The 21,840-nt window shown below is 62.7% G+C and carries 26 protein-coding genes; 16 read left to right on the forward strand and 10 right to left on the reverse strand.

All coding sequences use genetic code 11. The features are described 5' to 3' along the window. The first annotated feature begins 22 nt into the window (after window positions 1–22). From AC0KWY_RS19400 to AC0KWY_RS19410, 3 genes are read left to right on the forward strand one after another with little or no spacing between them, the layout of a single operon-like run. Window positions 23–1,507 (forward strand): NADH-quinone oxidoreductase subunit M, encoded by a 1,485-nt coding sequence (locus tag AC0KWY_RS19400; protein WP_474027132.1) that lies wholly within the window; start codon window positions 23–25, stop codon window positions 1,505–1,507. 12 nt (window positions 1,508–1,519) lie between these two features. Beyond that, complete coding sequence (gene nuoN / locus AC0KWY_RS19405; protein WP_474027133.1) at window positions 1,520–2,998, forward strand: NADH-quinone oxidoreductase subunit NuoN; 1,479 nt, start codon at window positions 1,520–1,522, stop codon at window positions 2,996–2,998. 60 nt (window positions 2,999–3,058) lie between these two features. Next, the gene (locus tag AC0KWY_RS19410; protein WP_474027134.1) at window positions 3,059–3,598 is read left to right on the forward strand and encodes an NUDIX domain-containing protein; all 540 of its coding nucleotides are present in this window, start codon (window positions 3,059–3,061) and stop codon (window positions 3,596–3,598) included. Between the two features lie 57 nt (window positions 3,599–3,655). Here the strand turns inward: AC0KWY_RS19410 and AC0KWY_RS19415 are convergent, their stop codons facing one another. The 5 genes from AC0KWY_RS19415 to AC0KWY_RS19435 form a co-directional block, all read right to left on the reverse strand. Further along, window positions 3,656–3,841: a hypothetical protein gene (locus AC0KWY_RS19415; protein ID WP_474027135.1), complete on the reverse strand. Its 186-nt coding sequence runs from the start codon at window positions 3,839–3,841 to the stop codon at window positions 3,656–3,658. Then, the gene (locus AC0KWY_RS19420; protein ID WP_474027136.1) at window positions 3,838–3,999 is read right to left on the reverse strand and encodes a hypothetical protein; all 162 of its coding nucleotides are present in this window, start codon (window positions 3,997–3,999) and stop codon (window positions 3,838–3,840) included. Before AC0KWY_RS19420 ends, AC0KWY_RS19415 begins: the two co-directional genes overlap by 4 nt. A 100-nt stretch (window positions 4,000–4,099) precedes the next feature. Beyond that, a complete protein-coding gene (locus tag AC0KWY_RS19425) occupies window positions 4,100–5,536 on the reverse strand; it encodes an ATP-binding protein (protein ID WP_474027137.1) in 1,437 nt (478 codons plus the stop codon). After that, window positions 5,523–6,224 carry a winged helix-turn-helix domain-containing protein gene (locus tag AC0KWY_RS19430; RefSeq protein WP_474027138.1) on the reverse strand — a complete coding sequence of 234 codons (702 nt, stop codon included), beginning with the start codon at window positions 6,222–6,224 and terminating at the stop codon, window positions 5,523–5,525. Before AC0KWY_RS19430 ends, AC0KWY_RS19425 begins: the two co-directional genes overlap by 14 nt. A gap of 45 nt (window positions 6,225–6,269) precedes the next feature. Then, entirely contained in the window at window positions 6,270–8,453 is a 2,184-nt protein-coding gene (locus AC0KWY_RS19435) for a putative bifunctional diguanylate cyclase/phosphodiesterase (RefSeq protein ID WP_474027139.1), read from the reverse strand. A gap of 157 nt (window positions 8,454–8,610) precedes the next feature. On the opposite strand from AC0KWY_RS19435, the gene AC0KWY_RS19440 reads away from it, so the two are divergent. Further along, entirely contained in the window at window positions 8,611–9,120 is a 510-nt protein-coding gene (locus AC0KWY_RS19440; protein WP_474027140.1) for a disulfide bond formation protein B, read from the forward strand. A 54-nt stretch (window positions 9,121–9,174) separates the two neighbouring features. On the opposite strand, the gene rpmG is transcribed toward AC0KWY_RS19440, so the two are convergent. From rpmG to radC, 3 genes are all read right to left on the reverse strand, one after another. Next, complete coding sequence (rpmG, locus tag AC0KWY_RS19445) at window positions 9,175–9,345, reverse strand: 50S ribosomal protein L33 (protein ID WP_374326537.1); 171 nt, start codon at window positions 9,343–9,345, stop codon at window positions 9,175–9,177. Between the two features lie 17 nt (window positions 9,346–9,362). After that, window positions 9,363–9,596 carry a 50S ribosomal protein L28 gene (rpmB, locus tag AC0KWY_RS19450; RefSeq protein ID WP_374326538.1) on the reverse strand — a complete coding sequence of 78 codons (234 nt, stop codon included), beginning with the start codon at window positions 9,594–9,596 and terminating at the stop codon, window positions 9,363–9,365. Window positions 9,597–9,673: 77 nt separating this feature from the next. After that, entirely contained in the window at window positions 9,674–10,354 is a 681-nt protein-coding gene (gene radC, locus AC0KWY_RS19455) for a RadC family protein (protein WP_474027141.1), read from the reverse strand. Between the two features lie 51 nt (window positions 10,355–10,405). Between radC and coaBC the strand changes: the two genes are divergently transcribed. The 3 genes from coaBC to AC0KWY_RS19470 all read left to right on the forward strand — a co-directional run bounded on the left by coaBC (window position 10,406) and on the right by AC0KWY_RS19470 (window position 12,731). Then, window positions 10,406–11,596, forward strand: coding sequence for a bifunctional phosphopantothenoylcysteine decarboxylase/phosphopantothenate--cysteine ligase CoaBC (gene coaBC / locus AC0KWY_RS19460; protein ID WP_474029758.1), 1,191 nt, complete (start codon window positions 10,406–10,408; stop codon window positions 11,594–11,596). Continuing rightward, window positions 11,596–12,045 (forward strand): dUTP diphosphatase, encoded by a 450-nt coding sequence (gene dut / locus AC0KWY_RS19465; RefSeq protein ID WP_474027142.1) that lies wholly within the window; start codon window positions 11,596–11,598, stop codon window positions 12,043–12,045. Before coaBC ends, dut begins: the two co-directional genes overlap by 1 nt. 155 nt (window positions 12,046–12,200) lie before the next feature. Then, the gene (locus tag AC0KWY_RS19470; protein ID WP_474027143.1) at window positions 12,201–12,731 is read left to right on the forward strand and encodes a c-type cytochrome; all 531 of its coding nucleotides are present in this window, start codon (window positions 12,201–12,203) and stop codon (window positions 12,729–12,731) included. 61 nt (window positions 12,732–12,792) lie between these two features. Here the strand turns inward: AC0KWY_RS19470 and AC0KWY_RS19475 are convergent, their stop codons facing one another. Then, window positions 12,793–14,070, reverse strand: a complete 1,278-nt coding sequence (locus AC0KWY_RS19475; protein ID WP_474027144.1) for an FCSD flavin-binding domain-containing protein — start codon at window positions 14,068–14,070, stop codon at window positions 12,793–12,795. A gap of 13 nt (window positions 14,071–14,083) precedes the next feature. Beyond that, window positions 14,084–14,389 (reverse strand): c-type cytochrome, encoded by a 306-nt coding sequence (locus AC0KWY_RS19480; RefSeq protein WP_474027145.1) that lies wholly within the window; start codon window positions 14,387–14,389, stop codon window positions 14,084–14,086. 193 nt (window positions 14,390–14,582) lie between these two features. On the opposite strand from AC0KWY_RS19480, the gene AC0KWY_RS19485 reads away from it, so the two are divergent. The 9 genes from AC0KWY_RS19485 to AC0KWY_RS19525 all read left to right on the forward strand — a co-directional run bounded on the left by AC0KWY_RS19485 (window position 14,583) and on the right by AC0KWY_RS19525 (window position 21,825). Then, window positions 14,583–14,918: an ArsR/SmtB family transcription factor gene (locus AC0KWY_RS19485; RefSeq protein WP_416692180.1), complete on the forward strand. Its 336-nt coding sequence runs from the start codon at window positions 14,583–14,585 to the stop codon at window positions 14,916–14,918. 28 nt (window positions 14,919–14,946) lie between these two features. Continuing rightward, window positions 14,947–16,293 carry a sulfite dehydrogenase gene (gene soxC / locus AC0KWY_RS19490; protein ID WP_474027146.1) on the forward strand — a complete coding sequence of 449 codons (1,347 nt, stop codon included), beginning with the start codon at window positions 14,947–14,949 and terminating at the stop codon, window positions 16,291–16,293. Then, window positions 16,277–17,041: a c-type cytochrome gene (locus AC0KWY_RS19495; RefSeq protein WP_474027147.1), complete on the forward strand. Its 765-nt coding sequence runs from the start codon at window positions 16,277–16,279 to the stop codon at window positions 17,039–17,041. Before soxC ends, AC0KWY_RS19495 begins: the two co-directional genes overlap by 17 nt. Before the next feature lie 50 nt (window positions 17,042–17,091). Continuing rightward, window positions 17,092–17,559 (forward strand): thiosulfate oxidation carrier protein SoxY, encoded by a 468-nt coding sequence (soxY, locus tag AC0KWY_RS19500; RefSeq protein WP_474027148.1) that lies wholly within the window; start codon window positions 17,092–17,094, stop codon window positions 17,557–17,559. 31 nt (window positions 17,560–17,590) lie between these two features. Further along, window positions 17,591–17,905 (forward strand): thiosulfate oxidation carrier complex protein SoxZ, encoded by a 315-nt coding sequence (gene soxZ / locus AC0KWY_RS19505; RefSeq protein ID WP_474027149.1) that lies wholly within the window; start codon window positions 17,591–17,593, stop codon window positions 17,903–17,905. Between the two features lie 102 nt (window positions 17,906–18,007). Beyond that, window positions 18,008–18,820: a sulfur oxidation c-type cytochrome SoxA gene (gene soxA / locus AC0KWY_RS19510; RefSeq protein ID WP_474027150.1), complete on the forward strand. Its 813-nt coding sequence runs from the start codon at window positions 18,008–18,010 to the stop codon at window positions 18,818–18,820. Window positions 18,821–18,830: 10 nt separating this feature from the next. After that, the gene (soxX, locus tag AC0KWY_RS19515) at window positions 18,831–19,436 is read left to right on the forward strand and encodes a sulfur oxidation c-type cytochrome SoxX (RefSeq protein ID WP_474027151.1); all 606 of its coding nucleotides are present in this window, start codon (window positions 18,831–18,833) and stop codon (window positions 19,434–19,436) included. Between the two features lie 56 nt (window positions 19,437–19,492). Further along, the gene (soxB, locus tag AC0KWY_RS19520; RefSeq protein WP_474027152.1) at window positions 19,493–21,217 is read left to right on the forward strand and encodes a thiosulfohydrolase SoxB; all 1,725 of its coding nucleotides are present in this window, start codon (window positions 19,493–19,495) and stop codon (window positions 21,215–21,217) included. Then, complete coding sequence (locus AC0KWY_RS19525; protein WP_474027153.1) at window positions 21,214–21,825, forward strand: rhodanese-like domain-containing protein; 612 nt, start codon at window positions 21,214–21,216, stop codon at window positions 21,823–21,825. The genes soxB and AC0KWY_RS19525 overlap by 4 nt, the downstream gene beginning before the upstream one ends. Window positions 21,826–21,840 lie beyond the last annotated feature (15 nt).

Consider the following 21,840-nt stretch of genomic DNA (forward strand, 5'->3'; position numbering starts at 1 on the left):
CCGCAGAACAGCAAGGAATAACATGTCGAATTACCCGCTGCTATCTCTCGCCATCTGGGTTCCCATCGTCGCAGGCGGCATCGTCCTGTTGACCGGTGGCGACCGTAATGCGCCCATGGCCAGGATGCTCGCCCTGGTCGGCGCAGTACTTGGCTTCCTGGTCACCCTGCCGTTGTGGACCGGGTTCGATGTCACGCAAGGCGCGATGCAGTTCGTCGAACTGCACAGCTGGATTCCGCGATTCAACATCCACTATCACCTCGGGGTCGATGGCATCTCGATGTTGTTCGTGATCCTCAACGCCTTCATCACGATCATCGTCGTCGCCGCCGGCTGGGAAGTGATCAAGGAAAAGGTCGCCCAGTACATGGCCGCCTTCCTGATCATGTCCGGGCTGATGAACGGTATCTTCACCGCGCTCGATGGCATCCTCTTCTACGTCTTCTTCGAAGCCTCGCTGATTCCGCTCTACCTGATCATCGGCGTCTGGGGCGGCGCGCGCCGCGTCTATGCGGCCTTCAAGTTCTTCCTCTACACCCTGTTCGGCTCGCTGCTCTTCCTGATTGCCCAGATGTACCTGTTCTTCCAGTCCGGCGGCAGCTTCTCGATTCTTGACTGGCACCAGTTGCCGCTCGGCATGGCGCCACAGATCGGCGTCTTCCTCGCCTTCCTGGTCGCCTTCGCGGTCAAGGTGCCGATGTGGCCGGTACATACCTGGTTGCCCGATGCCCACGTCGAGGCGCCGACCGGCGGCTCCATCGTCCTCGCGGCGATTGCGCTCAAGCTGGGGGCTTACGGTTTCCTGCGCTTTTCGCTGCCGATCGCACCCGATGCGTCGCATGAGTTGTCGGCACTGGTCATCGGGCTGTCGCTGATCGCCGTCGTCTATATCGGCTTCGTCGCGCTGGTTCAGGAGGACATGAAGAAGCTGGTCGCTTATTCCTCGATCGCGCACATGGGTTTCGTCACCCTCGGTTTCTTCATGTTCAGCGCGCTGGGTATCGAAGGCGCACTGGTGCAGATGATTTCGCACGGCTTCGTCTCCGGCGCCATGTTCTTCTCGATCGGCGTCATGTACGACCGCGTGCATAGCCGGCAAATTGCCGATTACGGTGGCGTGGTCCATACCATGCCGAAGTTCGCCGCACTGTTCATGCTGTTCTCGATGGCCAACGCCGGCCTGCCGGCGACCTCGGGGTTCGTCGGCGAATTCATGGTCATCCTGGGCGCCGTCAAGTTCAATTTCTGGGTCGCCTTCGCTGCCGCCACCTCGCTGATCCTCGGTGCGGCCTACACCCTGTGGATGTACAAGCGGGTGATTTTCGGTGACGTGGCCAACCATCATGTCGCCGAATTGAGCGATATCAACGGCCGGGAATTCGCCATCCTGGCGGTCCTCGCCTTGTGCACCCTGTGGATGGGTCTGTATCCGCAGGTCTTCACCGACTTCATGCACGCATCGGTCAATGACCTGCTGCGTCACGTGGCCATCAGCAAGATTCAATAAACGGTAGCCGACATGTTCGACAATTTCGTTGTTCCCGATCTCCTGCCCGCTGCATCGGAAATTTTCCTGGCGGCGATGTTGCTGGTCATCCTGATGGTCGACCTGTTCGTCAAGGACAGCCGCCGGACGCCGACCTTCATGCTGACGCAACTGACGCTGCTCGGTTGTGCCGCGATCCAGGTCTATACCAGTACCGCCGACATCACTTACACCTTCAGCAACATGTTCGTCGACGACATGATGGCCGACCTGCTGAAGCTCTTCGTCTATATGACGATGATCGTCGTGCTGTTCTACTCGCGGGGTTACCTGTTCGACCGCCCGACAATGAACAAGGGCGAGTATTACGTACTGGCGCTGACGGCGACGCTGGGCATGATGGTGATGATCTCGGCGAACAACTTCGTCACCATCTATGTCGGTCTGGAACTGCTCTCGCTGTCGCTCTACGGTATGGTGGCGATGAACCGGGACAGCGTTGCTTCCACCGAAGCGGCGATGAAGTACTTCATCCTCGGCGCGCTGGCTTCCGGCCTCCTGCTCTATGGCATGTCGATGATCTACGGCGCCACCGGTTCGCTGGAAATCACCAAGATCGCCGAAACCCTCTACAGCGCCGAAAGCAACCGCACCGTGCTGGTCTTCGGCCTGGTCTTCCTGGTCTCCGGGCTGGCCTTCAAGCTGGGCGTCGTTCCTTTCCACATGTGGGTGCCCGACGTCTATCACGGTGCCCCGACGACGGTGACGCTGCTCATCGGTTCGGCCCCCAAGCTGGCTGCCTTTGCCATCGTCATGCGCTTGCTGGTCGGCGGCTTGATCACCCTGGCGGCGGATTGGCAGGAGATGCTGATCGTTCTCTCGGTGCTGTCGATGGCCGTCGGCAATCTTGCCGCGATCGCCCAGACCAGCCTGAAGCGGATGCTGGCCTATTCGGCGATCTCGCACATGGGCTTCATGCTGCTCGGCATCGTTACCGGCGTCGTTTCCGGTGACGCGCGCTACGCCCTCAACGCCTACAGCTCGTCGATGTTCTACGTGATTTCCTACGTGCTGATGTCGGCCGGTACCTTCGGGATGATCCTGCTGATGGCGCGCGCCGGTTTCGAAGCGGACAACCTCGACGACTACAAGGGCCTCAACAAGCGTAGCCCGTGGTTCGCTGCGATCATGATGATGCTGATGTTCTCGATGGCCGGGGTGCCGTTCTTCATTGGTTTCTTCGCCAAGTTCTCGGTGCTGCAGGCAGTGGTTGCCGCCGATTATCTGTGGCTGGCGATCGTTGCCATCCTGTTCTCGCTGATCGGCGCCTTCTACTATCTGCGTGTCGTCAAGCTGATGTACTTCGATGCTCCCGAGGACGAAACCCCGATCGCGGCCGGCCTCGACATGCGCCTGCTCATTTCGGCCAACGGTCTGGCGGTGGCGGCGCTGGGCATCTTCCCGCAGGTCCTGATGTCGCTCTGCGCCTACGCGCTGCTGCGCTCGCTGTAAGCCGAGTTTTCATATTGAACAGACGCCCCGCTGGTCGGGGCGTTTTTTTTGAGGTGAGAGATGACTGGGGATATCCATCTGCGGGAAACGGAAGTCGAGAGCGAATCCGTATTCAAAGGCGTCATGCTCGATGTCAGGCGGGATCGCGTGTGTTTGCCCGACGGCAATATCTCGGTCAGGGAATACATTCGCCACCCTGGCGCCGTGGTGATTCTTGCGTTATTGCCGAACGGCAATCTGCTGTTCGAGCGCCAGTTCCGTTATCCGCTACGGCGGGCTTTCCTAGAGTTGCCGGCCGGCAAGATCGATGCTGGCGAAACTCTGCTCGATACGGCACAGCGGGAACTGCTCGAAGAGACCGGCTATCGGGCCGGTGAATGGGAACATCTGGGGACGATGCATCCTTGCATCGGTTATTCCGACGAGCGGATCGAAATTTTTCTGGCGCGCGGTCTGCAGTCGGTCGGTGCGCAGGCCTTGGATCACAACGAATTTCTCGATGTCCTGGAGCTTGCTCCGGCGGCTGCCAGACAAGCCATATTCGACGGCAAGATCACCGACGCGAAGACGATTACCGCACTCTACTGGCTGACGCGCTGAGGCTTCTGCCCTAGCCGCCGCGCAAGAGGACGCTGTCCGGGCGGAAGGCGGGGCGAGTCACTCCTTGTCATGCGGTCGCAGTTGCTTCGCCAGATGAATTGCGATGCCGACTGCCAGGGCCAGCAGCAGCGCCTTGAGCGGATCCGCGTTGCCCTCGATCAGCCACTGGCCGCCCGTCACCGCGAGGAAGACCGCCAGGCTCTCCTGGACCGGCAGATCGTCCAACACGGCGTGACTGATCAAGGCCGACGCATCACCGGAATGCTTGCCAGCTGGGGTGTTGCTGCTGGCGGCGGAACCAATCCGAGCAGGTAGTAGCGGGCGGCGGCAATGAAGGCCTTGATGTTGGTTTCGAGCATGGTGTCCTCTTCCATTTCCTGGGATGAAGCCGGGTTCGTCATGGCTGTCATTCTAGGGAAAACAGTACACCGTGGCTGTGCGTGCTGCGTGGCAGCGAAGTAACCACAGCCCCGCCTATGATGACGGTGTGTAACCGGCGGCTTATTGGTGCGCCTTCCAGCGCAAGGTGAAGCGGGCGCCACCGAGCGGTGAGGCGGAGGCATAGGCGGTTCCGCCATGCAGTTCGAGAACGCGCCTGGCAATTGCCAGGCCCAGGCCGTAGCCGCCGGTCGAGCGGTCGCGTGAGCGATCGAGGCGGGTGAAGGCCGAGAAGATATGTTCGCGTTCGCCTTCCGGGATGCCGATGCCGTCGTCGTCGACATGAACGGCAATCTGGTCGCCAAGGAGTTCGCTGCTGACTCGGATTTCCTTTGCGGCATACTTGAAGGCGTTGCGCAGTAAGTTGCGCAGCGCGTAGGGCATCGCCTTGCGATCGAGGTCGACCCGCAGATTGTCAGGTAACTGGCTGGTGTCGACGCTGACCTGTAGCTGCCGACCGAGGAGCCTGACCGAATCGACTTCGTCGCTTAACCAGTTGGCGAAGGCGACGCTGGAGAAATGGGCTTCCGGTGCCTCGCGCTCGAAGCGGGCGTAGGTGAGGCTGGTGTCGATCAACTGGTCGAGTTCGTCAAGATCGGCTTCCATCATTGCCCAGAGGCGTTGCCGTTCGGCGAGCTCGGCGGTTTCAGAGAGCATTTCGAGGGCGAAGCGCATGCGGGCGATCGGTGTGCGCAGTTCATGCGAAATGCCGCAGGAAAGTTCGCGGTGCGTTGCCAGCAACTGGCGGACCCGTTCCGCCATGCTGGTCAGGGTGTCGGCCAGCGGGGCGAACAGTTGCGTATGCACCAGCGGCGGTGGCGCCTCGAAGTTGCCGTCGCCGAGATCGCGGGCGGTCTGGCGCAGCGACTCGAGATCGCGCCAGACGGGGCGTACCCAGAACCAGAGGGCGATCGCGAAGATGACACCGATCAGGCTCCAGGTCAGCAGGCGCAGCCGCAGGTCGAGCGGCAGACGTTCGCTGTGTTCCTCCGGATTGCGGGTGGCTGATAGCGGGCCGACCACGAGGACCTTGCTGCTGGTGCCGAGCCGGTGATACATCACATCGTGGTCGTGGGCGATGGCAATGTCGCCGGCGTCGAGTTTCTCGACCTGGGCGCTGGTCAGGCGGATGTCGAGCGAGCGGCGCTCGACGATATCGAGCTTGTAGGAAAACTTGTCGTCGATTTCCCGGATCTTGCGTTCCCACTGGCGGCGCGGATGACGGAACAGTTCGTCCTCGATCAGGGTGATGGTGCCGCGCATGAAGCGGCGCGCGTAGTCGTCGGTGATGCCTTGCTGCGCCGTCGAGATGATGAAATCGGCGATGAAGGCGATGGCGACGAAGGAGCCCATCGCCAGCAGGTAGAAATTGAGGAAGAGCTTGGACAGACTGTAGCGACTGCCCCGCCAGCGCGGCAACGACACGCGGAACAGCGAGCGGGCCAGGCCCTGCCGACCCCCTTTGCCAGGGTCGCCGGTTTCCGCGTCAGTTCCAGTCATGCTTGCTGAACAGGTAGCCCTTGCCGCGCACGGTCTTGATTCGCGTCGGGTTTTCCGGGTCGTCGTTCAGCTTCTTGCGCAGTCGGGAAATGCGGGCGTCGATCGAGCGGTCGAGGCCGTCGAAGCCGATGCCGCGCAATTCCTGCAGCAGGTCGTCGCGCGACAGCACGTTGCCGGCGTGACTGGCGAGCAGCCAGAGCAGGTTGAACTCGGCAGTGGTCAGGTCGATCGCCTGAGCATTGAGAGTGGCGGTGCGCGTTGCCTGACTGATGCGGAATTGCCCGAATACCTGTGAATCGCTGTCGCCGGCATCGTCGCCGGCCGTCGGCAGGCGGCGCAGCAGGGCCTTGATCCGGGCCAGCAGGACGCGCGGCTGCACCGGTTTGGCGATGTAGTCGTCGGCGCCAAGCTCGAGACCGAGAATCTGGTCGAAATCCTCGTCGCGGGCGGTCAGCATCAGGATGACGCCACGGTATTGCTGGCGAACTGCGCGACAGACCTCGAAGCCGTCCTTGCCTGGCAGCATCACGTCGAGGATGACGAGATCGGGTTGCTCGGCGAGGATGCGAGCCTCAGCGGTGTCGCCGCGAGGCTCGATGCCGACGTCGAGATCGTTGCGGGACAGGTATTCGGCCGTCAGTCCGGCCAGACGTTCGTCGTCTTCGACAAGCAGGATGCGCGTGGTCATGGGCGCCAGTTTAGCGAGCGAAGGAGCTGCGGTCCACAGGGAAAATCAAGCCGGGGCGATGCCGATGCCGCGCGATCCTTGCTGGGTACGCCGATGGCCAGGCGATGACAGTTCGCTTGGGTGGAGCGCGTGTTCGGGCGGCAAGGGGGCGAGCGGAAGCCGCCCCTTCGTAAGTACGGCACTGTAGCGTTCGGGGGGGAGCGGGTGGCTGAAAAGAAATCCCTGACCTTCTTCGCACTGGAATTCCCGGAGCAAGGCCAGTTGCGCGGCGCATTCGACGCCTTCGGCAACCACGCCGAGCCCCAGTTTATGGGCCATGGCGATGACGGCGTGCGCAATGGCGGCGGCGTCCGGTTCGAGATGCAGGTCGCGAATGAAGCTGCGGTCGATTTTCAGGATGTCGAGCGGCAGCCGGCGCAGGTAGGCGAGGCTGGAGTAGCCGGTGCCGAAATCGTCGAGTGAAATGCTGGCGCCCAGTTCGCGAATCTCGCGCAGCACCTGCGAGGCATGTCCGAGATCGTGCATGACCACGCTTTCGGTCAGCTCGAATGCCAGTTGTTGTCCGCCGATCCCATACTCGGCGAGGGTTTGCCGGATGCTGGCCACGAGATTGTCGCGCCGGAACTGGCGGGCCGAAAGATTGATCGAAATGCGCCCCGGTTGCAGGCCGTTGTTGCACCATTGGCCGAGGTCTTGGCAAACCCGTCGCAAGACCTGTGCGCCGATGTCGATGATGAGTCCGCTTTCCTCCGCCAGCGGAATGAATTCGCCGGGCAGGATCATTCCCCGCTGCGGATGCTGCCAGCGCACCAGCGCTTCGGCGCCAATGATCGCGCCGCTGGCCAGTTCGACCAGCGGTTGATAGTGCACCACCAGTTCATCGTGCGCGATGGCGTGGCGCAAGTCGCCTTCCAGGCTGAGGCGGTCGATGACGGACTGGCGTGTCGTGGGCGTGAAAAAGCGGTAGCTGTTGCGTTCTCCTGCCTTGACCTGATGCATTGCGATATCGGCGTGGCGCAGCAGGGTGTCTCCCTGGTCTCCGTCGCGGGGGTAGACGGCGGCGCCGATCGAGGCGGTGACGACGATTTCCCGGTCGGCACACGGGATGGGCTGATTGACTGCGCGCAGGATTTTGCTGGCAGTGCTGGCCAATTCATCCGTCGTTGTCAATCTGCCGATGACGAAAACGAACTCGTCGCCGCCAAGGCGGGCTATCGTGTCGGTATCGCGGACGCACTCGTGCAGGCGTTGGGCGACGACTTTCAGGACGTCGTTCGCCGAATCGTGGCCCAGGCTGTCGTTGATCCACCTGAAACGGTCCAGACCCAACTGCATCACCCCGGTCAGCAGGCCGTCGGTGCGCGCCTGGAGAATCGCCTGCGCGATCCGGTCGTTGAGCAGGTTGCGGTTTGCCAGCCCGGTCAAGGGATCGTGGTTGGCATGGAATTCCAGCTGTCTTTCGTAGTCGATGCGTTCGCTGACATCGTTGATGATGCTGACGAAATGCGTGGTGAAACTACCGCTCTCATCGCGGACGGGGGCAATGAACAACTCGTTCCAGAACAGCGAGCCGTCCTTGCGGTAATTCCGCAGGATGGCGTGGGCCTGGCGGCGTTTGCGCAGGGCTTCGCGGATCGCTGCCAGCCCCCGCTGCTGGAGGTCCTGGCCGACCAGGAAGCGACCGCTGCGACCGATGACCTCAGCGGCACGGTAGCCGGTGATCCTCTCGAAGGCCGGGTTGACGTAAACGATGGGATGATCGAGTTGGGTAGAGGAAGTGATCATCACCCCATTGAGGCTCGAATCGAGGGCGCGGGAAAGCTGCCGCAAACGCGACTCGAGTTGTTTGCCGGCGCCGGTCTGGCGGATGCGGGAGAGGGTGGCCCCCATGTTCTTGGCCACGATATCGAGCGCAAGACGCTCTGCAGCCGTAAAATCCTGCCCGTCCTTTTCAATGAGCAGTTTCCCCAGAGCCCTTGCTTCGTCAAGGCACAGGGTCAATCTTGTCGTTTGCCCTGGGGGGCGGGAGTCGGCAGCCGGGGCGGTGGGATGGGCGAGGACCTTGGTGTCGCTTCCGCCATCATCGGTTGCCGCAGGGCTGGCAAGAGAAACGCCGGCCGAGAGGTAGCCGCCGCGGTTGACGAGGAGCTGGCATTGTTGGCGTAACATTGAGGCCTCCTCGGAGGCCGACAGCCGTGGGGTATTGCACGCCGCGAGCAGGGCGAGCAAACGCTCGCTGTCCCGCTGTGGGGAAGGGTTGGGCAAAACTTGTCTCCGCAATAATATGGCCTTTTCGGCGCATTATTTTTACATTTTGCGGTAATCAAGCTATGTTCGCAAGATTTTTGCGAAATATTGTCCTGTATTGTTGGTTTTGGAGATTTTGATGTTCGCTGTTTTTCGTAGACTTTTTTCTCTCTACCCTCAGCGGGTCTGGTTCGCCGCGCTGGCTCTGGGGGGCTTTGGCGTCGCTGCAGCCGGCATGCAGTTGCAGCACTTGCTCAGTCTTTCCCCTTGTCCTTACTGCATCTTCCAGCGCTTGCTGTACCTGGTGATCGGCGGTCTGGCCTTGCTCGGTTTCCTGATGCCGGTTCTCGGTTCGCTCTGGGCGCTGGCGATTGGCGGGCTGGCGCTGCTCGGGGCCGGGGTTGCCGCTTACCAGACCTGGATGCAGGCCTATCCGGACCTGGCGCCGGAGTGTGGGTTCAGCAATCCCGACTTGATCGAACGCCTGGTGGACTGGCTGGGCATGCAGTGGCCATCGCTTTTCCTGGCGACCGGCTTTTGTTCGAGCAAGGAATGGGTTTTCCTGGGTTTGTCGATGGCCAACTGGTCGCTGTTCCTGTTCGCCGGGATCGCGCTGTATGCACTGCTGCTGGCGAAGCAGCGCAACTGAAGCGGTAGACAATAAAAAACCCGCCGGCGGCGGGTTTTTTTGCATCAGCCAAAGTTACTTCAGCTTGATTTCCTTGTAGGCCACATGCTTGCGGGCCTTCGGGTCGTACTTCATGAATTCCAGTTTTTCAGGCGTCGTGCGCTTGTTCTTGGAAGTGGTGTAGAAGTGACCGGTACCCGCGGTGGATTCCAGCTTGATCTTTTCGCGACCGCCTTTGCTAGCCATTTGTCAGTTCCTCTTGATTAGATTTCGCCGCGGGCGCGGAGGTCGGACAGGACGGCATCGATGCCCTTCTTGTCGATGACGCGCAGACCGGCGTTGGAAACGCGCAGACGGACGAAGCGGTTCTCGCTTTCGACCCAGAAGCGACGATACTGCAAATTCGGCAGGAAGCGGCGCTTCGTTTTGTTATTGGCGTGGGAAACGTTGTTCCCAACCATCGGGCCTTTACCCGTTACTTGGCAGACTCGCGCCATGATGGTGCTCCAGAATTGGCTAGAAGAAAGCCCGTGATTCTAACCGGAAGGTATTGTCAGGGCAAGCTTTTTTCGATTCAAATCAGCCCGCGCTCGGCGAAAGAGAGCGGGCGGGCGTTGCCGGCAACGATGAAATGGTCGAGCAGGCGGACATCGACCAGGGCCAGCGCCTGCTTGAGGCTGCCGGTAAGCATCTGGTCGGCGTTTGAGGGTTCCGCCAGACCCGAAGGGTGGTTGTGCGCCAGAATGACGGCAGCGGCGTTGCTGCTCAGCGCACGTTTGACCACTTCCCTGGGGTAGACCGAAGTCTGGGTCAGGGTGCCGGTAAACAATGTTTCCGCCAGCAGCAGTTGATTCTGCGCGTCCAGCCAGAGGGCCATGAAGACTTCGTGCTGGTGTGCCGCGAGCTGCAGGCGCAGCCAGTCGCGCACCAGTTCAGGCGAGGAGAAGTTGTCGCGTTCGCTCATCTCCTCGGCGAGGGCGCGCCGCGCCAGTTCGAAGCTGGCCTGCAGTTGCGCCGCCTTGGCCTGGCCGATGCCCGGTGTCGCCGCCAGTTGTGCCAGCGGTGCGGTAGCCAGCTTGCTCAGGCGGCCGTCGTGGCGGCGCAACAGTTCGCGCGCGAGATCGACGGCGCTGCGGCCGCGCACGCCGACACGCAGGTAGATCGCCAGCAGTTCGGCGTCGGACAGCGCCTGCGGCCCGAGGGCGAGCAATCTTTCGCGTGGTCTTTCGCTGGCCGGCCAATCGGTGATCGCCATGTTCCGGACTCCAGTAGAATACGGGTCCGGCTATCTTACCAATAAATGACAATGGAATTAAGTGGCAAGCGTATCGTGCTCGGTGTCACGGGCGGCATCGCCGCCTACAAGGCAGCGGAACTGGTCCGCCTGCTGGTGCGCCAGGGCGCCGATGTCCAGGTGGCGATGAGCGAGGGGGCAACCCACTTCGTCACGCCGACCACCTTCCAGGCCTTGTCCGGCAAACCGGTGTTTACCGACCAGTGGGACTCGACGATGCCGAACGGCATGGCGCACATCGATCTCTCGCGGCAGGCCGACCTGATCGTGGTGGCGCCGGCGACGGCGGATTTCCTGGCGCGTATCGTCCACGGACTGGCCGACGATCTGCTGGCGACCATGGTCCTGGCGCGCGCTTGCCCGCTGCTGGTGGCGCCGGCGATGAACCGCCAGATGTGGGAAAACCCGGCGACGCAGCGCAACGTCGCGCAACTGGCGGCGGACGGCGTCGGCCTGCTCGGTCCGGCCAGCGGCGCTCAGGCCTGCGGTGAGGTCGGGCCGGGGCGGATGCTCGAGCCCGAGGAAATCGTCGAACGGGTGATCGATTTCCTGGCCCCCAAATGCCTCGCCGGGCGGCGCGTGCTGATGACCGCCGGGCCGACCTTCGAGGCGATCGACCCGGTGCGCGGCATCACCAACCTGTCATCCGGGCGCATGGGTTACGCGATCGCCCGCGCCGCGCGCCAGGGCGGAGCCGAAGTAAGCCTGGTTTCCGGGCCGGTGGCGCTGGCGGCGCCGCTGGGCATCGAGCGGATCATGGTGCGCAGCGCGCTCGACATGCATGGCGCGGTGATGGCGCGGGCGGCGGCCTCGGACATCTTCATCGGCGTTGCCGCGGTCGCCGATTACCGGGTTGCCAATGCCGCCGAGCACAAGCTGAAGAAGGATCACGGCGGCGTGCCGGCGATCGAGCTGGTCGAGAATCCGGACATCCTGGCCGAAGTTGCGGCCTTGCCGGGCGGCCCGTTCTGCGTCGGCTTCGCGGCGGAAAGCCGCAATCTCGAGGCATACGCGCAGGCCAAGCGGCAGAAGAAGAATATCCCGCTGATCGCCGGCAACCTGATCCAGGACGGCTTCGGCGGCGACGACAACCGGCTGGTGCTGTTCGACGACCACGGCAGCCATCCCCTCGCGCCGGCCAGCAAGGATGTGCTGGCCCGGCAACTGATCGAACACATCGCTCGACTGACAGGAAATCACTAATGCATCGCATCGACGTCAAGATTCTCGACTCCCGCCTCAAGGACAACCCGCCCCATTACGCGACGCCCGGTTCGGCCGGCCTGGATCTGCGCGCCTGCCTCGACGAGGCACTCGAACTGGCGCCGGGGCAGACTGTGCTGGTGCCGACCGGCCTGGCCATCCACCTGGCCGATCCCGGACTGGCGGCGATGATCCTGCCGCGCTCGGGCCTCGGCCACAAGCACGGCATCGTCCTCGGCAACCTGGTCGGGCTGATCGACAGCGACTACCAGGGCCAGCTGATGGTTTCGATGTGGAACCGCGGCCAGTTGCCGTTCACCATTGCGCCGCTCGAACGGATCGCCCAGCTCGTCGTGGTGCCGGTCCTGCAGGTCGGTTTCAACGTGGTCGACGAATTTTCCGCCAGCGATCGTGGCGAAGGCGGCTTCGGCAGCACCGGGCACGCCTGAATACCTTGCAAGTCCTGCGCAAGCAAATTACGATTTGCTGATGTTCGACAACAATATCAAGGCGGGGACAAATGAAAGCATGGGTAAGGATGGCGCTCGGATTGGCTGGCGCGGCCGGATTGGTCGGAGCGGTTAGCGCCCAGGATGCAGCGGCGATGGCGCGCGCCGAAGAAATCGTCGGCGGGCGCTGCTTCCTCTGTCACGGCATGGAAGGGGAGGCGGCCAGCGCGGTCTTTCCCCGGCTGGCCGGGCAGCACGGGGAATACATCACCAAGCAGCTGGGCGATTTCAAGTCGGGCAAGCGCAAGAGCGAGACGATGAAGCCGCAGTCCGAAGAGCTGACGCCGGAAGATATGAAGGCGCTGGGGCGTTTCTTCGAGAAGAAGCAGGTGCCGGCGCGCGAAGTCACAGATGCCGATCTGGTCGCCGTCGGCCGCTTCGTCTTCCAGCGCGGCAACCAGTTCACCGGCCTGCCCAGTTGTTCGAGCTGCCATGGCGCCAAGGGGTATGGCACGCCGCAACTGCCGCGCCTGGCCGGGCAGCATCCGCGTTACATCGAGGAACAGTTGCGGCTGTTCAACAGCCGCGATCGGACCAACGACAACGCGGTCATGCATACCGTCGCCTCCAAGCTGTCCGATCTCGAACGGCACGCGGTCGCCGCCTACATCGCGACGCTCTACTGAACGCCGGCCACCAATGAAAACGGCCGCCTGCGGGCGGCCGTTTTGCGTTACCGGAGAAGGTTCAGGCCAGCATGTCGGCCCAGATGTTCTTCGCCCAGGCCAGCGCCACCTTGCCTTCGAGTTCGTTGCGCGCCGCCGAGACGCCGCCCGCACCCTTGACCGGCTGCACCAGCTTGGTCGCGGCATCGTACTGATGCACCGAGGCGACGTGGATAACGTTCTTCGAATCGACGAAGCTGTAGCAGGTGTTCATCACCACTGGCGCCGGGTTGGGTGCCTGGCCGGCGAGCAGGTTGAGGATCGCCGCCGCCGCCAGCTTGCCGTGCTGGTTCGCCATGTGGCCCGACTTGGGCATGGTCGGCGCCGGGAAGATGGCGTCGCCGAGGACATGCACGCCCGGCGTGCTGGTCGATTCCATCGACAGCCAGTCGATGTTTACCCAGCGGTTGTTGACCAGCTTCAGACCCGACTTGGCGGCGATGTCGCCGGCCCGCATCGGCGGGATGATGTTGAGCACGTCGGCCTTGAACTGGTCGAACTCGAGGATCGCCGTGTTGTTGGCGACATCGACGTCCTTCACCTCGCTGTTGTTGCGGTATTCGATGATGTCCTTGTAGAGATCGGCCCAGGCCTTCATGAAGAGCGGCTTCTTCGACTGGACGTCCTCGTTGGCGTCGAGGATGACGACCTTCGATTTCGGCTTCGCCTTCTTGAAGTAGTTGGCGACCAGGCAGGCACGCTCGTAAGGTCCAGGCGGGCAGCGATACGGCGCTTTGGGGATGGCGATCGCGTAGACGCCACCGTTCGGCATCGCTTCCAGTTGCTGGCGCAGGGCGACGGTCTGCGGGCCGGCCTTCCAGGCGTGCAGGATTTTCTGCTGGGCGGCGGCGTTGTTCAGCGCAGGGATCTGCTCGAACATGAAATCGACCCCCGGCGACAGGACCAGGCGGTCGTAGCTCAGGCTACCGCCCTTGGCCAGTGTCACCGTGCGCTTGCCGGCATCGACGCCGACCACGTCGTCCTGCACCACGCGCACGCCCCACTTGTTGCGGAGGTTGTCGTAGCTGACCGTGATGTCTTCCATTGTTTTGTCGCCGCCGATCACCAGGTTGGAGATCGGGCAGGAGATGAAGCTCGGGTTGCGTTCGACCAGCGTCACCTGGACGCCGCCCTGGCTCCACATGCGCAGGTACTTGGCGATCGTCGCCCCGCCGTAGCCGCCGCCGACCACGACGACATGGCCGCCGGCCTTGTTGCCGGCCGCACAGCCGTAGAGCGAAGCCATGGCGCCGGCAGCGGCGCTCATCTTGAGAAAGGCGCGTCTTTTCATCAGCATCATTGTCGTTTCCCCCTTATTTCCGTGCCGCGAAATATTCGGCGATCAGGCGCAACTGCTCGTCGGTATAGCCGCGCGAAATCTGGTGCATGATCGACGCCGGCTTGTCGCCGCTCTTGAAATCGGCGAGTTTCTGCAGCAGTTTTTCCTTGCTCTCGCCGGCCAGCGAGTCAAGCCCGCTGCCGGGAACGGCCTTGCCGTCGGTGCCATGGCAGTTGGCGCAGGTGGCGGCAAGATTGCGGCCTAGGTTGGGGTCCGCCGCGTGGGCGCTTGCTGCGGCAAGCAGCAGTCCGGCTAGAGCGATTGATTTGAATTGATTCATCAAGACTTCTCCTTCCTCTGGGATATTGTCGATTTGGCGCGGGATCCGGGGATTTTTTGTCGAGCGCCGTGATCTGCGTGTCGCCAAGGGTATAGCAGTTTTGCGTCAAACACATGCTGCGACGCAACAATATCAGTAGTTGACTATATAAACACCCAGTTATATATTGGCCTTGACTTAGATCAAAAACAACATGGACGAGACAAGCCAACTCTTCGATCAGGTAGCGCATTACTTCAGCCTGCTGGCCGATCCGACGCGTCTGCGCATCCTCTCCTGTCTGTGCGGCGAGGAACGTCCCGTTCATGAAGTGGTAGATCAGGTCGGTCTGACACAAGCGAACATTTCCCGGCATCTCAACATCCTCTATCGGTCAGGGGTCGTGGGGCGGCGTCGGGACGGGAATTCCGTGTTCTACCGCGTCATCGATCCGAATTTCGTCGATATCTGCCGGACGGTCAGCATCAGCGTGGCCAGCCGCGACATCGGCGAACACCTCGGGGTGACCGTCGAGCGCGGCAATACTTGAAGTCCATAAGCGGAGGGGATGAATCTTTATGGGTGATCTTTCGAAACAGCCGGGGCGACTGCTGCGGGCACCGGAAAACTTCCTGAGCGACGAGCAGGTCAAGGCCGTCGCCGCGGGGCGGCGGGATTTTCTGCGCAAGAGCTTCCTGGCTGCCGGCGCGGCGCTCGCGGCGCCGATCGCGGCAAGGGCCAGCGAAGGCGATCCGGCGATTCTCAACCTGCCGGCGTGGACCACCTCGCTCGGCATGCCGGTGGCGATGAACCCCTACGGCCAGCCGTCGAAGTTCGAGAGCCAGCTGCTGCGCCGCGAATCGCCGGGGCTGACCCGGGTCGGCCAGGCCTCGGTCTCGTTTGCGCCGCTGCAGGGTCTGTTCGGGATCATCACCCCGTCCGGGCTGCACTTCGAGCGCCACCATCAGGGCTGGCATGACGTCGATCCGGCGCAGCACCGCCTGATGATCAACGGTTCCGACCCGGCCTTCCTGAAGAAGCCCAAGGTCTACACCATGGATGAACTGATGCGCCTGCCCTCGGTGTCGCGCATCCACTTCATCGAGTGCGGCGCCAACACCGGTCTCGAGTGGGGCAACGTCGCGGTGCCGACCGTGCAATACACGCACGGCATGCTGTCCTGCTCCGAGTTCACCGGCGTGCCGCTGCGCCTGCTGCTGGAAGATTGCGGCGTCGATTACAAGAAGGCGCGCTACATCCTCGCCGAAGGCGCCGACGGTTCGTCGATGACGCGGACGATCCCGATGGAAATGGTCGAAAACGGCGAGGTTTTCGTCGCCTACGGCCAGAATGGCGAAATGCTGCGGCCGGAAAACGGCTATCCGCTGCGTCTCGTCGTACCCGGCGTGCAGGGCGTGTCCTGGGTCAAGTGGCTGCGTCGCATCGAAGTCGGCGACCAGCCCTACGCGACCAAGGATGAGGCCGTCCATTACATCGACCTGCTGCCGGACGGCAAGCATCGCCAATACACCTCGATCCAGGAATGCAAGTCGGTGATCACGACGCCGTCGGGTGGGCAGCGCCTGCTCGAGAAGGGCTTCTACAACGTGACCGGTATCGCCTGGTCGGGCCGCGGCAAGATCACCCGGGTCGATGTCTCCTTCGATGGCGGCATCAACTGGAAGACGGCACGGATCGAAGGTCCGGTCCAGAATAAGGCGCTGACCCGTTTCAACGTCGATTGGGTGTGGGACGGCAAACCGGCGATGCTGCAGTCGCGCGCCATCGACGAGACCGGCTACGTCCAGCCGGCCTATGGCCAACTGCGCGAAGTGCGCGGCACCAAGTCCATCTATCACAACAATGCCATCCAGACCTGGAAGGTCGCCGCCAACGGGGAGGTCAGCAATGTTCAGGTTCTCTAAGACGCTTTTCGCCTGCGCCATGCTTGCCGCGGCTGGCGCCGCCGCAGCCGCCGACACTTACGGTCTGGGCCGCAAGGCAACGCCGGCCGAAGTGGTGGCCTGGGACATCGACGTTCGTCCCGACTTCAAGGGACTGCCCAAGGGTTCAGGCGACGTGCAGCGCGGCAACGATCTGTTCGAGGCGAAATGCGCTTCCTGCCACGGCTCCTTCGGTGAGTCGAACGAGGTGTTCACGCCGCTGATCGGCGGCACCACCAAGGAGGATATCGCCAGCGGGCGGGTCGGCGGTTTCCTGACCAACAGCATCCCGCAGCGCACGACCTTCACCAAGGTGTTGACCATTTCCACGCTGTGGGATTACATTCACCGGGCGATGCCGTGGACGGAACCGAAATCGCTGAAACCGGACGAAGTCTACGCGATCCTGGCCTACTTCCTGAATCTGGCGGAAATCGTCCCGGCCGATTTCGTGCTGTCGGATCAGAACATCGGCGAGGTACAGAGGCTGATGCCCAACCGCAACGGCATGACCACCAACCATGGCATGTGGCCGGGCGCGTCTGCCGCCAAGGGCGGCATCGGCAACGGCGGCAAGCCGGATGTCAGGAACGTCGCGTGCATGAAGAACTGCAAGAAAGAAGTGCGCGTCGGCTCGGTGCTGCCGGATTACGCCAGAACCGCGCACGGTAACCTGGAAGAGCAGAACCGGAGTTTCGGACCGGTACGCGGCGTGCGTACCGTCGATTGAGCTAGGTATCAGGCAGGGAAGCGGTTTTCCCAATTTAGAGAGGAGAAGTCATGAACAATCAACGTCGTAATGTACTGAAGACCGGGACCGGTGCTGCCGTGCTCGGAGCGCTGGCGGCAGCCGGCATCATCAAGCCGGGCATCGCCCTGGCCGAGTGGAACAAGGGGGCTTTCGAAGCCAAGAGCATGGCCGACACCCTGAAGGCGCTCGGCGCAGCGCAACCGGCCGACAGCAAGGAGGTCCAGGTGACCGGCCCGGATATCGCCGAAAACGGCGCCGTGGTGCCGGTCGGCGTCACTTCGGCGATCCCGGGGACGACGATGATGGCGATCCTGATCGAGAAGAACCCGAACGCGCTGGCCGCCAGCTTCACCCTGCCGGCCGGTACCGAAGCCAACGTCCAGACCCGGGTCAAGATGGGCCAGACCTCGAACATCTACGCGCTGGTCAAGGCCGGCGACAAGTTCTTCGTGGCGACCAAGGAAATCAAGGTCACCCTCGGCGGCTGCGGCGGCTGATCCCTTCACTGGAATTCAAGGAGATAAATAAATGGCAACGAAGCCCATGCGAATCCGTGCCTCCGTCAAGGATGGCGTCACCGAAGTCAAGGCCCTGATCGCCCACGAAATGGAAACCGGCCAGCGCAAGGACGCCAACGGCGCCGTGATCCCGGCCTGGTTCATCACCGAAATCACTGCCACGCACAACGGCAAGGTCGTCCTGTCCGGCGAGTTCGGCACCGCCGTCTCGAAGAACCCCTACCTGGCCTTCCGTTTCAAGGGCGGCGCCGCTGGCGACAAGCTGGCCGTGTCGTGGAAGGACAACAAGGGCGAAGCGCGGACCGACGAAGTGGCCATCGCCTGATGCCCGCTCGGGTGGCGGGCCGGGGGGCGGCCGGCCGTCACCAATGCCGGTGAAGCGCCAGAGAGCGCGACCGGACAACGACATCATTCAACGGAGGAGTTCATGAACAACCGGCTGAAAACACTGGTCCTGAGCCTGGCACTGTCCGTCGCCGGGCAGGCCATGGGCGAGGACACCAGCGCCAAGCTCCTGGAGGGCATCAACGAGTACCGCGATGCCCTGGCGGACGGCAATCCGTCCGAACTGGTCGCCGCCGAAGGCGAAGAGTTGTGGAAGACCGCGCGCGGACCGAAGAACGCCACGCTCGAACGCTGCGACCTCGGACTCGGGCCCGGCGTCGTCAACGGCGCCAGCGCCCAGTTGCCGCGCTATTTCAAGGATACCGGCAAGGTCCAGGACCTCGAGACGCGTCTGATGACCTGCATGGAAACCCTGCAGGGCATCGACCCCAAGGAAGTGATCAAGGCCAACTGGCTGAAGGGTGAGCGCGAGAAGATGGCGGCGCTGGTCGCTTATGTCGTGACCCAGTCGAATGGCCACAAGGTCAAGGTCGACATGCGTCCGCCGGCGATGAAGCAGATGTACGAGATGGGCAAGATGGCCTTCTACTACCGTGCCGGGCCGATGGATTTCTCCTGCGCCACCTGCCACGGTGACCAGGGCAAGCGCATCCGCATGCAGGAGTTGCCCGATCTGCGCACCAACGCCGGTGCCGCTGCCGGCTGGGGCAGCTGGCCGGCCTACCGGGTGTCGAACGGCCAGTTCTGGACCATGCAGCACCGTCTCAATGACTGCTTCCGGCAGCAACGGACCGCCGAGCCGATCTACGGTTCCGACGTGACCATCGCCCTCTCCGTTTATCTGGCGGCCACCGCCAACGGTGGCAAGGTCGTGACCCCCGGTATCAAGCGCTAAGGAGACGAAGATGAAGAAGATCACCCTGTTCGCCCTCCTGGTCGCCGCGCTTCCCGCTGCCTGGGCTGCTGGCGAGGACACCTACGCCGAGTTCAAGGCGATGATGGACCGTTCGTTCAAGACGACCGGCATCGCCGCCAAGCACCGGATCTACCAGCTCGATTTCCAGAAGGCTTGTTCGCAGGACAAGCCACCGGCCAAGGACGTGCTGGCGAAGATCGAGGCCGAGCAGTTGAAGACCATCCGCTATCCGGCCGACGGCAAGTATTTCGGCGACTGGAAGGAAGGCGAGAAGGTCGCCGTCGACGGCCGCGGCCTGACCTGGACCGACAAGACGCCGTACAACAACGGCGGCGGCTGCTACAACTGCCACCAGATGAGCCACCACGAAGTCTCCTACGGCACCATCGGCCCCAGCCTGCTCGAGTACGGCAAGACGCGCGGCAACAGCGACGACATCGTCAAGTACACCTGGGGCAAGATCTACAACGCCAAGGCCTTCAACGCCTGCAGCAACATGCCGCGCAATGGCGACGCGCAAATCCTGACCGAAAAGCAGATGAAGGATCTGATGGCCTTCCTGTTCGATCCCCAATCGCCGGTCAACAAGAAGTAAACCGATGTGACCCAGCCCGGCGGATTTCCGCCGGGCTTTTCTTCAGGGAACCATTCATGAGCATGAATCGTCGAGAGTTTCTCCAGGTACTGGCGGTCGCCGCCGCCGGTGGCATGTCCTTGCACAGCGAACTGGCGCTGGCCGAGAAGGGCGCCGGCAAGCTGTACGAGCTGCCGAAGTTCGGCAACGTCAGCCTGCTGCACATCACCGACTGCCACGCCCAACTCAATCCGATCTATTTCCGCGAGCCGAGCGTCAACCTCGGTTTCGGCGCGCAGTTCGGCAAGGTGCCGCACCTGGTCGGCGACAATCTGTTGAAGCATTTCGGTTTCAAGCCGAACAGCATCGAGGCGCATGCCTACACCTATCTGAACTTCGAGAAGGCCGCCGAGACCTACGGCAAGGTCGGCGGCTTCGCCCACCTGGCGACCCTGGTCAAGCGCATGAAGGCGCGCAACCCGGGGGCGCTGCTGCTTGACGGCGGCGATACCTGGCAGGGTTCCGGCACCGCGCTGTGGACCAACGCCCAGGACATGGTCGATGCCTGCAAGGCGCTCGGCGTCAATGTCATGACCCTGCACTGGGAAGCCACCTACGGCGAGGCGCGGGTCAAGGAAATCGAGGAGAAGGACTTCGCCGGCGTCGTCGACATCGTCGCCCAGAACGTCAAGACCGCCGATTTCGGCGATCCGGTGTTCAAGCCCTACGTGATCAAGAACATGAACGGCGTGCCGGTCGCCATCGTCGGCCAGGCCTTCCCCTACACGCCGATCGCCAACCCGCGCTGGCAGGTGCCGAACTGGAGCTACGGCATCCAGGAAGAGAACATGCAGGCGGTGGTCGACGAAGCGCGCGCCAAGGGCGCCCAGGTCGTCGTCGTCCTGTCGCACAACGGCATGGACGTCGACCTCAAGATGGCCTCGCGCGTGCGTGGCATCGATGCCATCCTCGGCGGCCACACCCACGACGGCATGCCGGCGCCGGTCATCGTCAAGAATGCCGGTGGCCAGACCCTGGTCACCAACGCCGGTTCCAACGGCAAGTACCTCGGCGTCCTCGACTTCGACGTTAAGAACGGCAAGATCGCCGGCTACCGCTACAAGCTGCTGCCGGTCTTCGCCAACCTGCTGCCCGCCGACCCGGCGATGCAGGCACTGATCGACAAGGCGCGCGCGCCTTACCTCGGCAAACTCAACGAGCAACTGGCCGTCAGCGAAGGCACGCTGTACCGCCGCGGCAATTTCAACGGCACTTTCGACCAGGTCATCGTCGATGCGCTGATCAAGGAAAAGGACGCCGAAATCGCCTTCTCGCCCGGCTTCCGCTGGGGCACCTCGCTGCTGCCGGGGCAGCCGATCCTGATGGAGCACGTGCTCGACCAGACGGCGATCACCTACCCGTGGACGACGGTGAGCAACATGAGCGGCGAGATGATCAAGACCGTGCTCGAAGACGTCTGCGACAACCTGTTCAATCCCGATCCCTACTACCAGCAGGGCGGGGACATGGTCCGCGTCGGCGGTCTGCAGTACACCTGCGACCCGACGGCGAAGGCCGGCCAGCGCATCAGCAACATGATGCTGCGCGGGCAGTTGATCGACCCCGGCAGGACCTACAAGGTTGCCGGCTGGGCGCCGGTCTCGGAAGAAGCGAAGGATGCCGGCGAGCCGATCTGGGAACTGGTCGCCCGCTACCTGCGTGACGTCAAGACACTCAAGCCCGTTCAACTCAACATGCCAAAGCTCAAGGGAGCCGACGGCAATCCGGGGATCGCTCTATGAAATCTTTCAAGTTTGCCCTGGCCGGCCTGGCGCTGGCCTTTTCCACACTGAGCCTGGCCGCCGACTGGGCGCCGGGTTCGACCGACTGGACCAAGCTGCCGGAAATCAAGGTGAGCAAGGCCGGCCTCTACCTGACGCCGCAACAGGCGCTGGAAATGAAAACCGCCAATCCGAAAGGCGTCGGCTTCTTCGACATCCGCACCCGCGCCGAAGCCATGTACGTCGGCATGGCGACCACGGTCGATGCCCTGGTCCCGTTCGTCGAGCACCAGGAAATCATGACCGATTGGGACGACAAGCGGACCATGTACAAGCTGGAACCGAACCAGGATTTCGTCGCCGAGATCGAGCGCCGGATGCAGGCGCTGGGGCTCGGCAAGGACGCGCCGGTGATCCTGATGTGCCGTTCCGGCGACCGCAGCTCCAAGGCCGCCGACCGTCTGCTCGCCGCCGGTTACGGCAAGGTCTACAGTGTAGTTGAGGGTTTCGAGGGCGACCGGGCCAGCGATGGCGCGAAAAAGGGGCAGCGTGTCGTCAACGGTTGGCGTAACGCCGACCTGCCGTGGAGCTACAAGCTGGACAAAGGGAAGATGTACTTCCCGCGTTGATTGTGTGAGCGGCCC

Source organism: Azonexus sp. MM2026_4 (genome assembly GCF_055901855.1).

Coding starts and splice junctions, on each gene's coding strand:
- AC0KWY_RS19475 (WP_474027144.1), bottom strand. CDS start 14,070: ATGATGCTGATGAAAAGACGCGCCTTTCTCAAGATGAGCGCCGCTGCC.
- soxA (WP_474027150.1), top strand. CDS start 18,008: ATGAACAACCGGCTGAAAACACTGGTCCTGAGCCTGGCACTGTCCGTC.
- AC0KWY_RS19525 (WP_474027153.1), top strand. CDS start 21,214: ATGAAATCTTTCAAGTTTGCCCTGGCCGGCCTGGCGCTGGCCTTTTCC.
- AC0KWY_RS19410 (WP_474027134.1), top strand. CDS start 3,059: ATGACTGGGGATATCCATCTGCGGGAAACGGAAGTCGAGAGCGAATCC.
- soxC (WP_474027146.1), top strand. CDS start 14,947: ATGGGTGATCTTTCGAAACAGCCGGGGCGACTGCTGCGGGCACCGGAA.
- rpmB (WP_374326538.1), bottom strand. CDS start 9,596: ATGGCGCGAGTCTGCCAAGTAACGGGTAAAGGCCCGATGGTTGGGAAC.
- nuoN (WP_474027133.1), top strand. CDS start 1,520: ATGTTCGACAATTTCGTTGTTCCCGATCTCCTGCCCGCTGCATCGGAA.
- AC0KWY_RS19440 (WP_474027140.1), top strand. CDS start 8,611: ATGTTCGCTGTTTTTCGTAGACTTTTTTCTCTCTACCCTCAGCGGGTC.
- rpmG (WP_374326537.1), bottom strand. CDS start 9,345: ATGGCTAGCAAAGGCGGTCGCGAAAAGATCAAGCTGGAATCCACCGCG.
- AC0KWY_RS19470 (WP_474027143.1), top strand. CDS start 12,201: ATGGCGCGCGCCGAAGAAATCGTCGGCGGGCGCTGCTTCCTCTGTCAC.
- AC0KWY_RS19495 (WP_474027147.1), top strand. CDS start 16,277: ATGTTCAGGTTCTCTAAGACGCTTTTCGCCTGCGCCATGCTTGCCGCG.
- AC0KWY_RS19430 (WP_474027138.1), bottom strand. CDS start 6,224: ATGACCACGCGCATCCTGCTTGTCGAAGACGACGAACGTCTGGCCGGA.
- AC0KWY_RS19420 (WP_474027136.1), bottom strand. CDS start 3,999: ATGACGAACCCGGCTTCATCCCAGGAAATGGAAGAGGACACCATGCTC.
- radC (WP_474027141.1), bottom strand. CDS start 10,354: ATGGCGATCACCGATTGGCCGGCCAGCGAAAGACCACGCGAAAGATTG.
- soxX (WP_474027151.1), top strand. CDS start 18,831: ATGAAGAAGATCACCCTGTTCGCCCTCCTGGTCGCCGCGCTTCCCGCT.
- AC0KWY_RS19485 (WP_416692180.1), top strand. CDS start 14,583: ATGGACGAGACAAGCCAACTCTTCGATCAGGTAGCGCATTACTTCAGC.
- AC0KWY_RS19480 (WP_474027145.1), bottom strand. CDS start 14,389: ATGAATCAATTCAAATCAATCGCTCTAGCCGGACTGCTGCTTGCCGCA.
- soxB (WP_474027152.1), top strand. CDS start 19,493: ATGAGCATGAATCGTCGAGAGTTTCTCCAGGTACTGGCGGTCGCCGCC.
- AC0KWY_RS19425 (WP_474027137.1), bottom strand. CDS start 5,536: ATGACTGGAACTGACGCGGAAACCGGCGACCCTGGCAAAGGGGGTCGG.
- soxZ (WP_474027149.1), top strand. CDS start 17,591: ATGGCAACGAAGCCCATGCGAATCCGTGCCTCCGTCAAGGATGGCGTC.
- AC0KWY_RS19400 (WP_474027132.1), top strand. CDS start 23: ATGTCGAATTACCCGCTGCTATCTCTCGCCATCTGGGTTCCCATCGTC.
- soxY (WP_474027148.1), top strand. CDS start 17,092: ATGAACAATCAACGTCGTAATGTACTGAAGACCGGGACCGGTGCTGCC.
- coaBC (WP_474029758.1), top strand. CDS start 10,406: ATGGAATTAAGTGGCAAGCGTATCGTGCTCGGTGTCACGGGCGGCATC.
- dut (WP_474027142.1), top strand. CDS start 11,596: ATGCATCGCATCGACGTCAAGATTCTCGACTCCCGCCTCAAGGACAAC.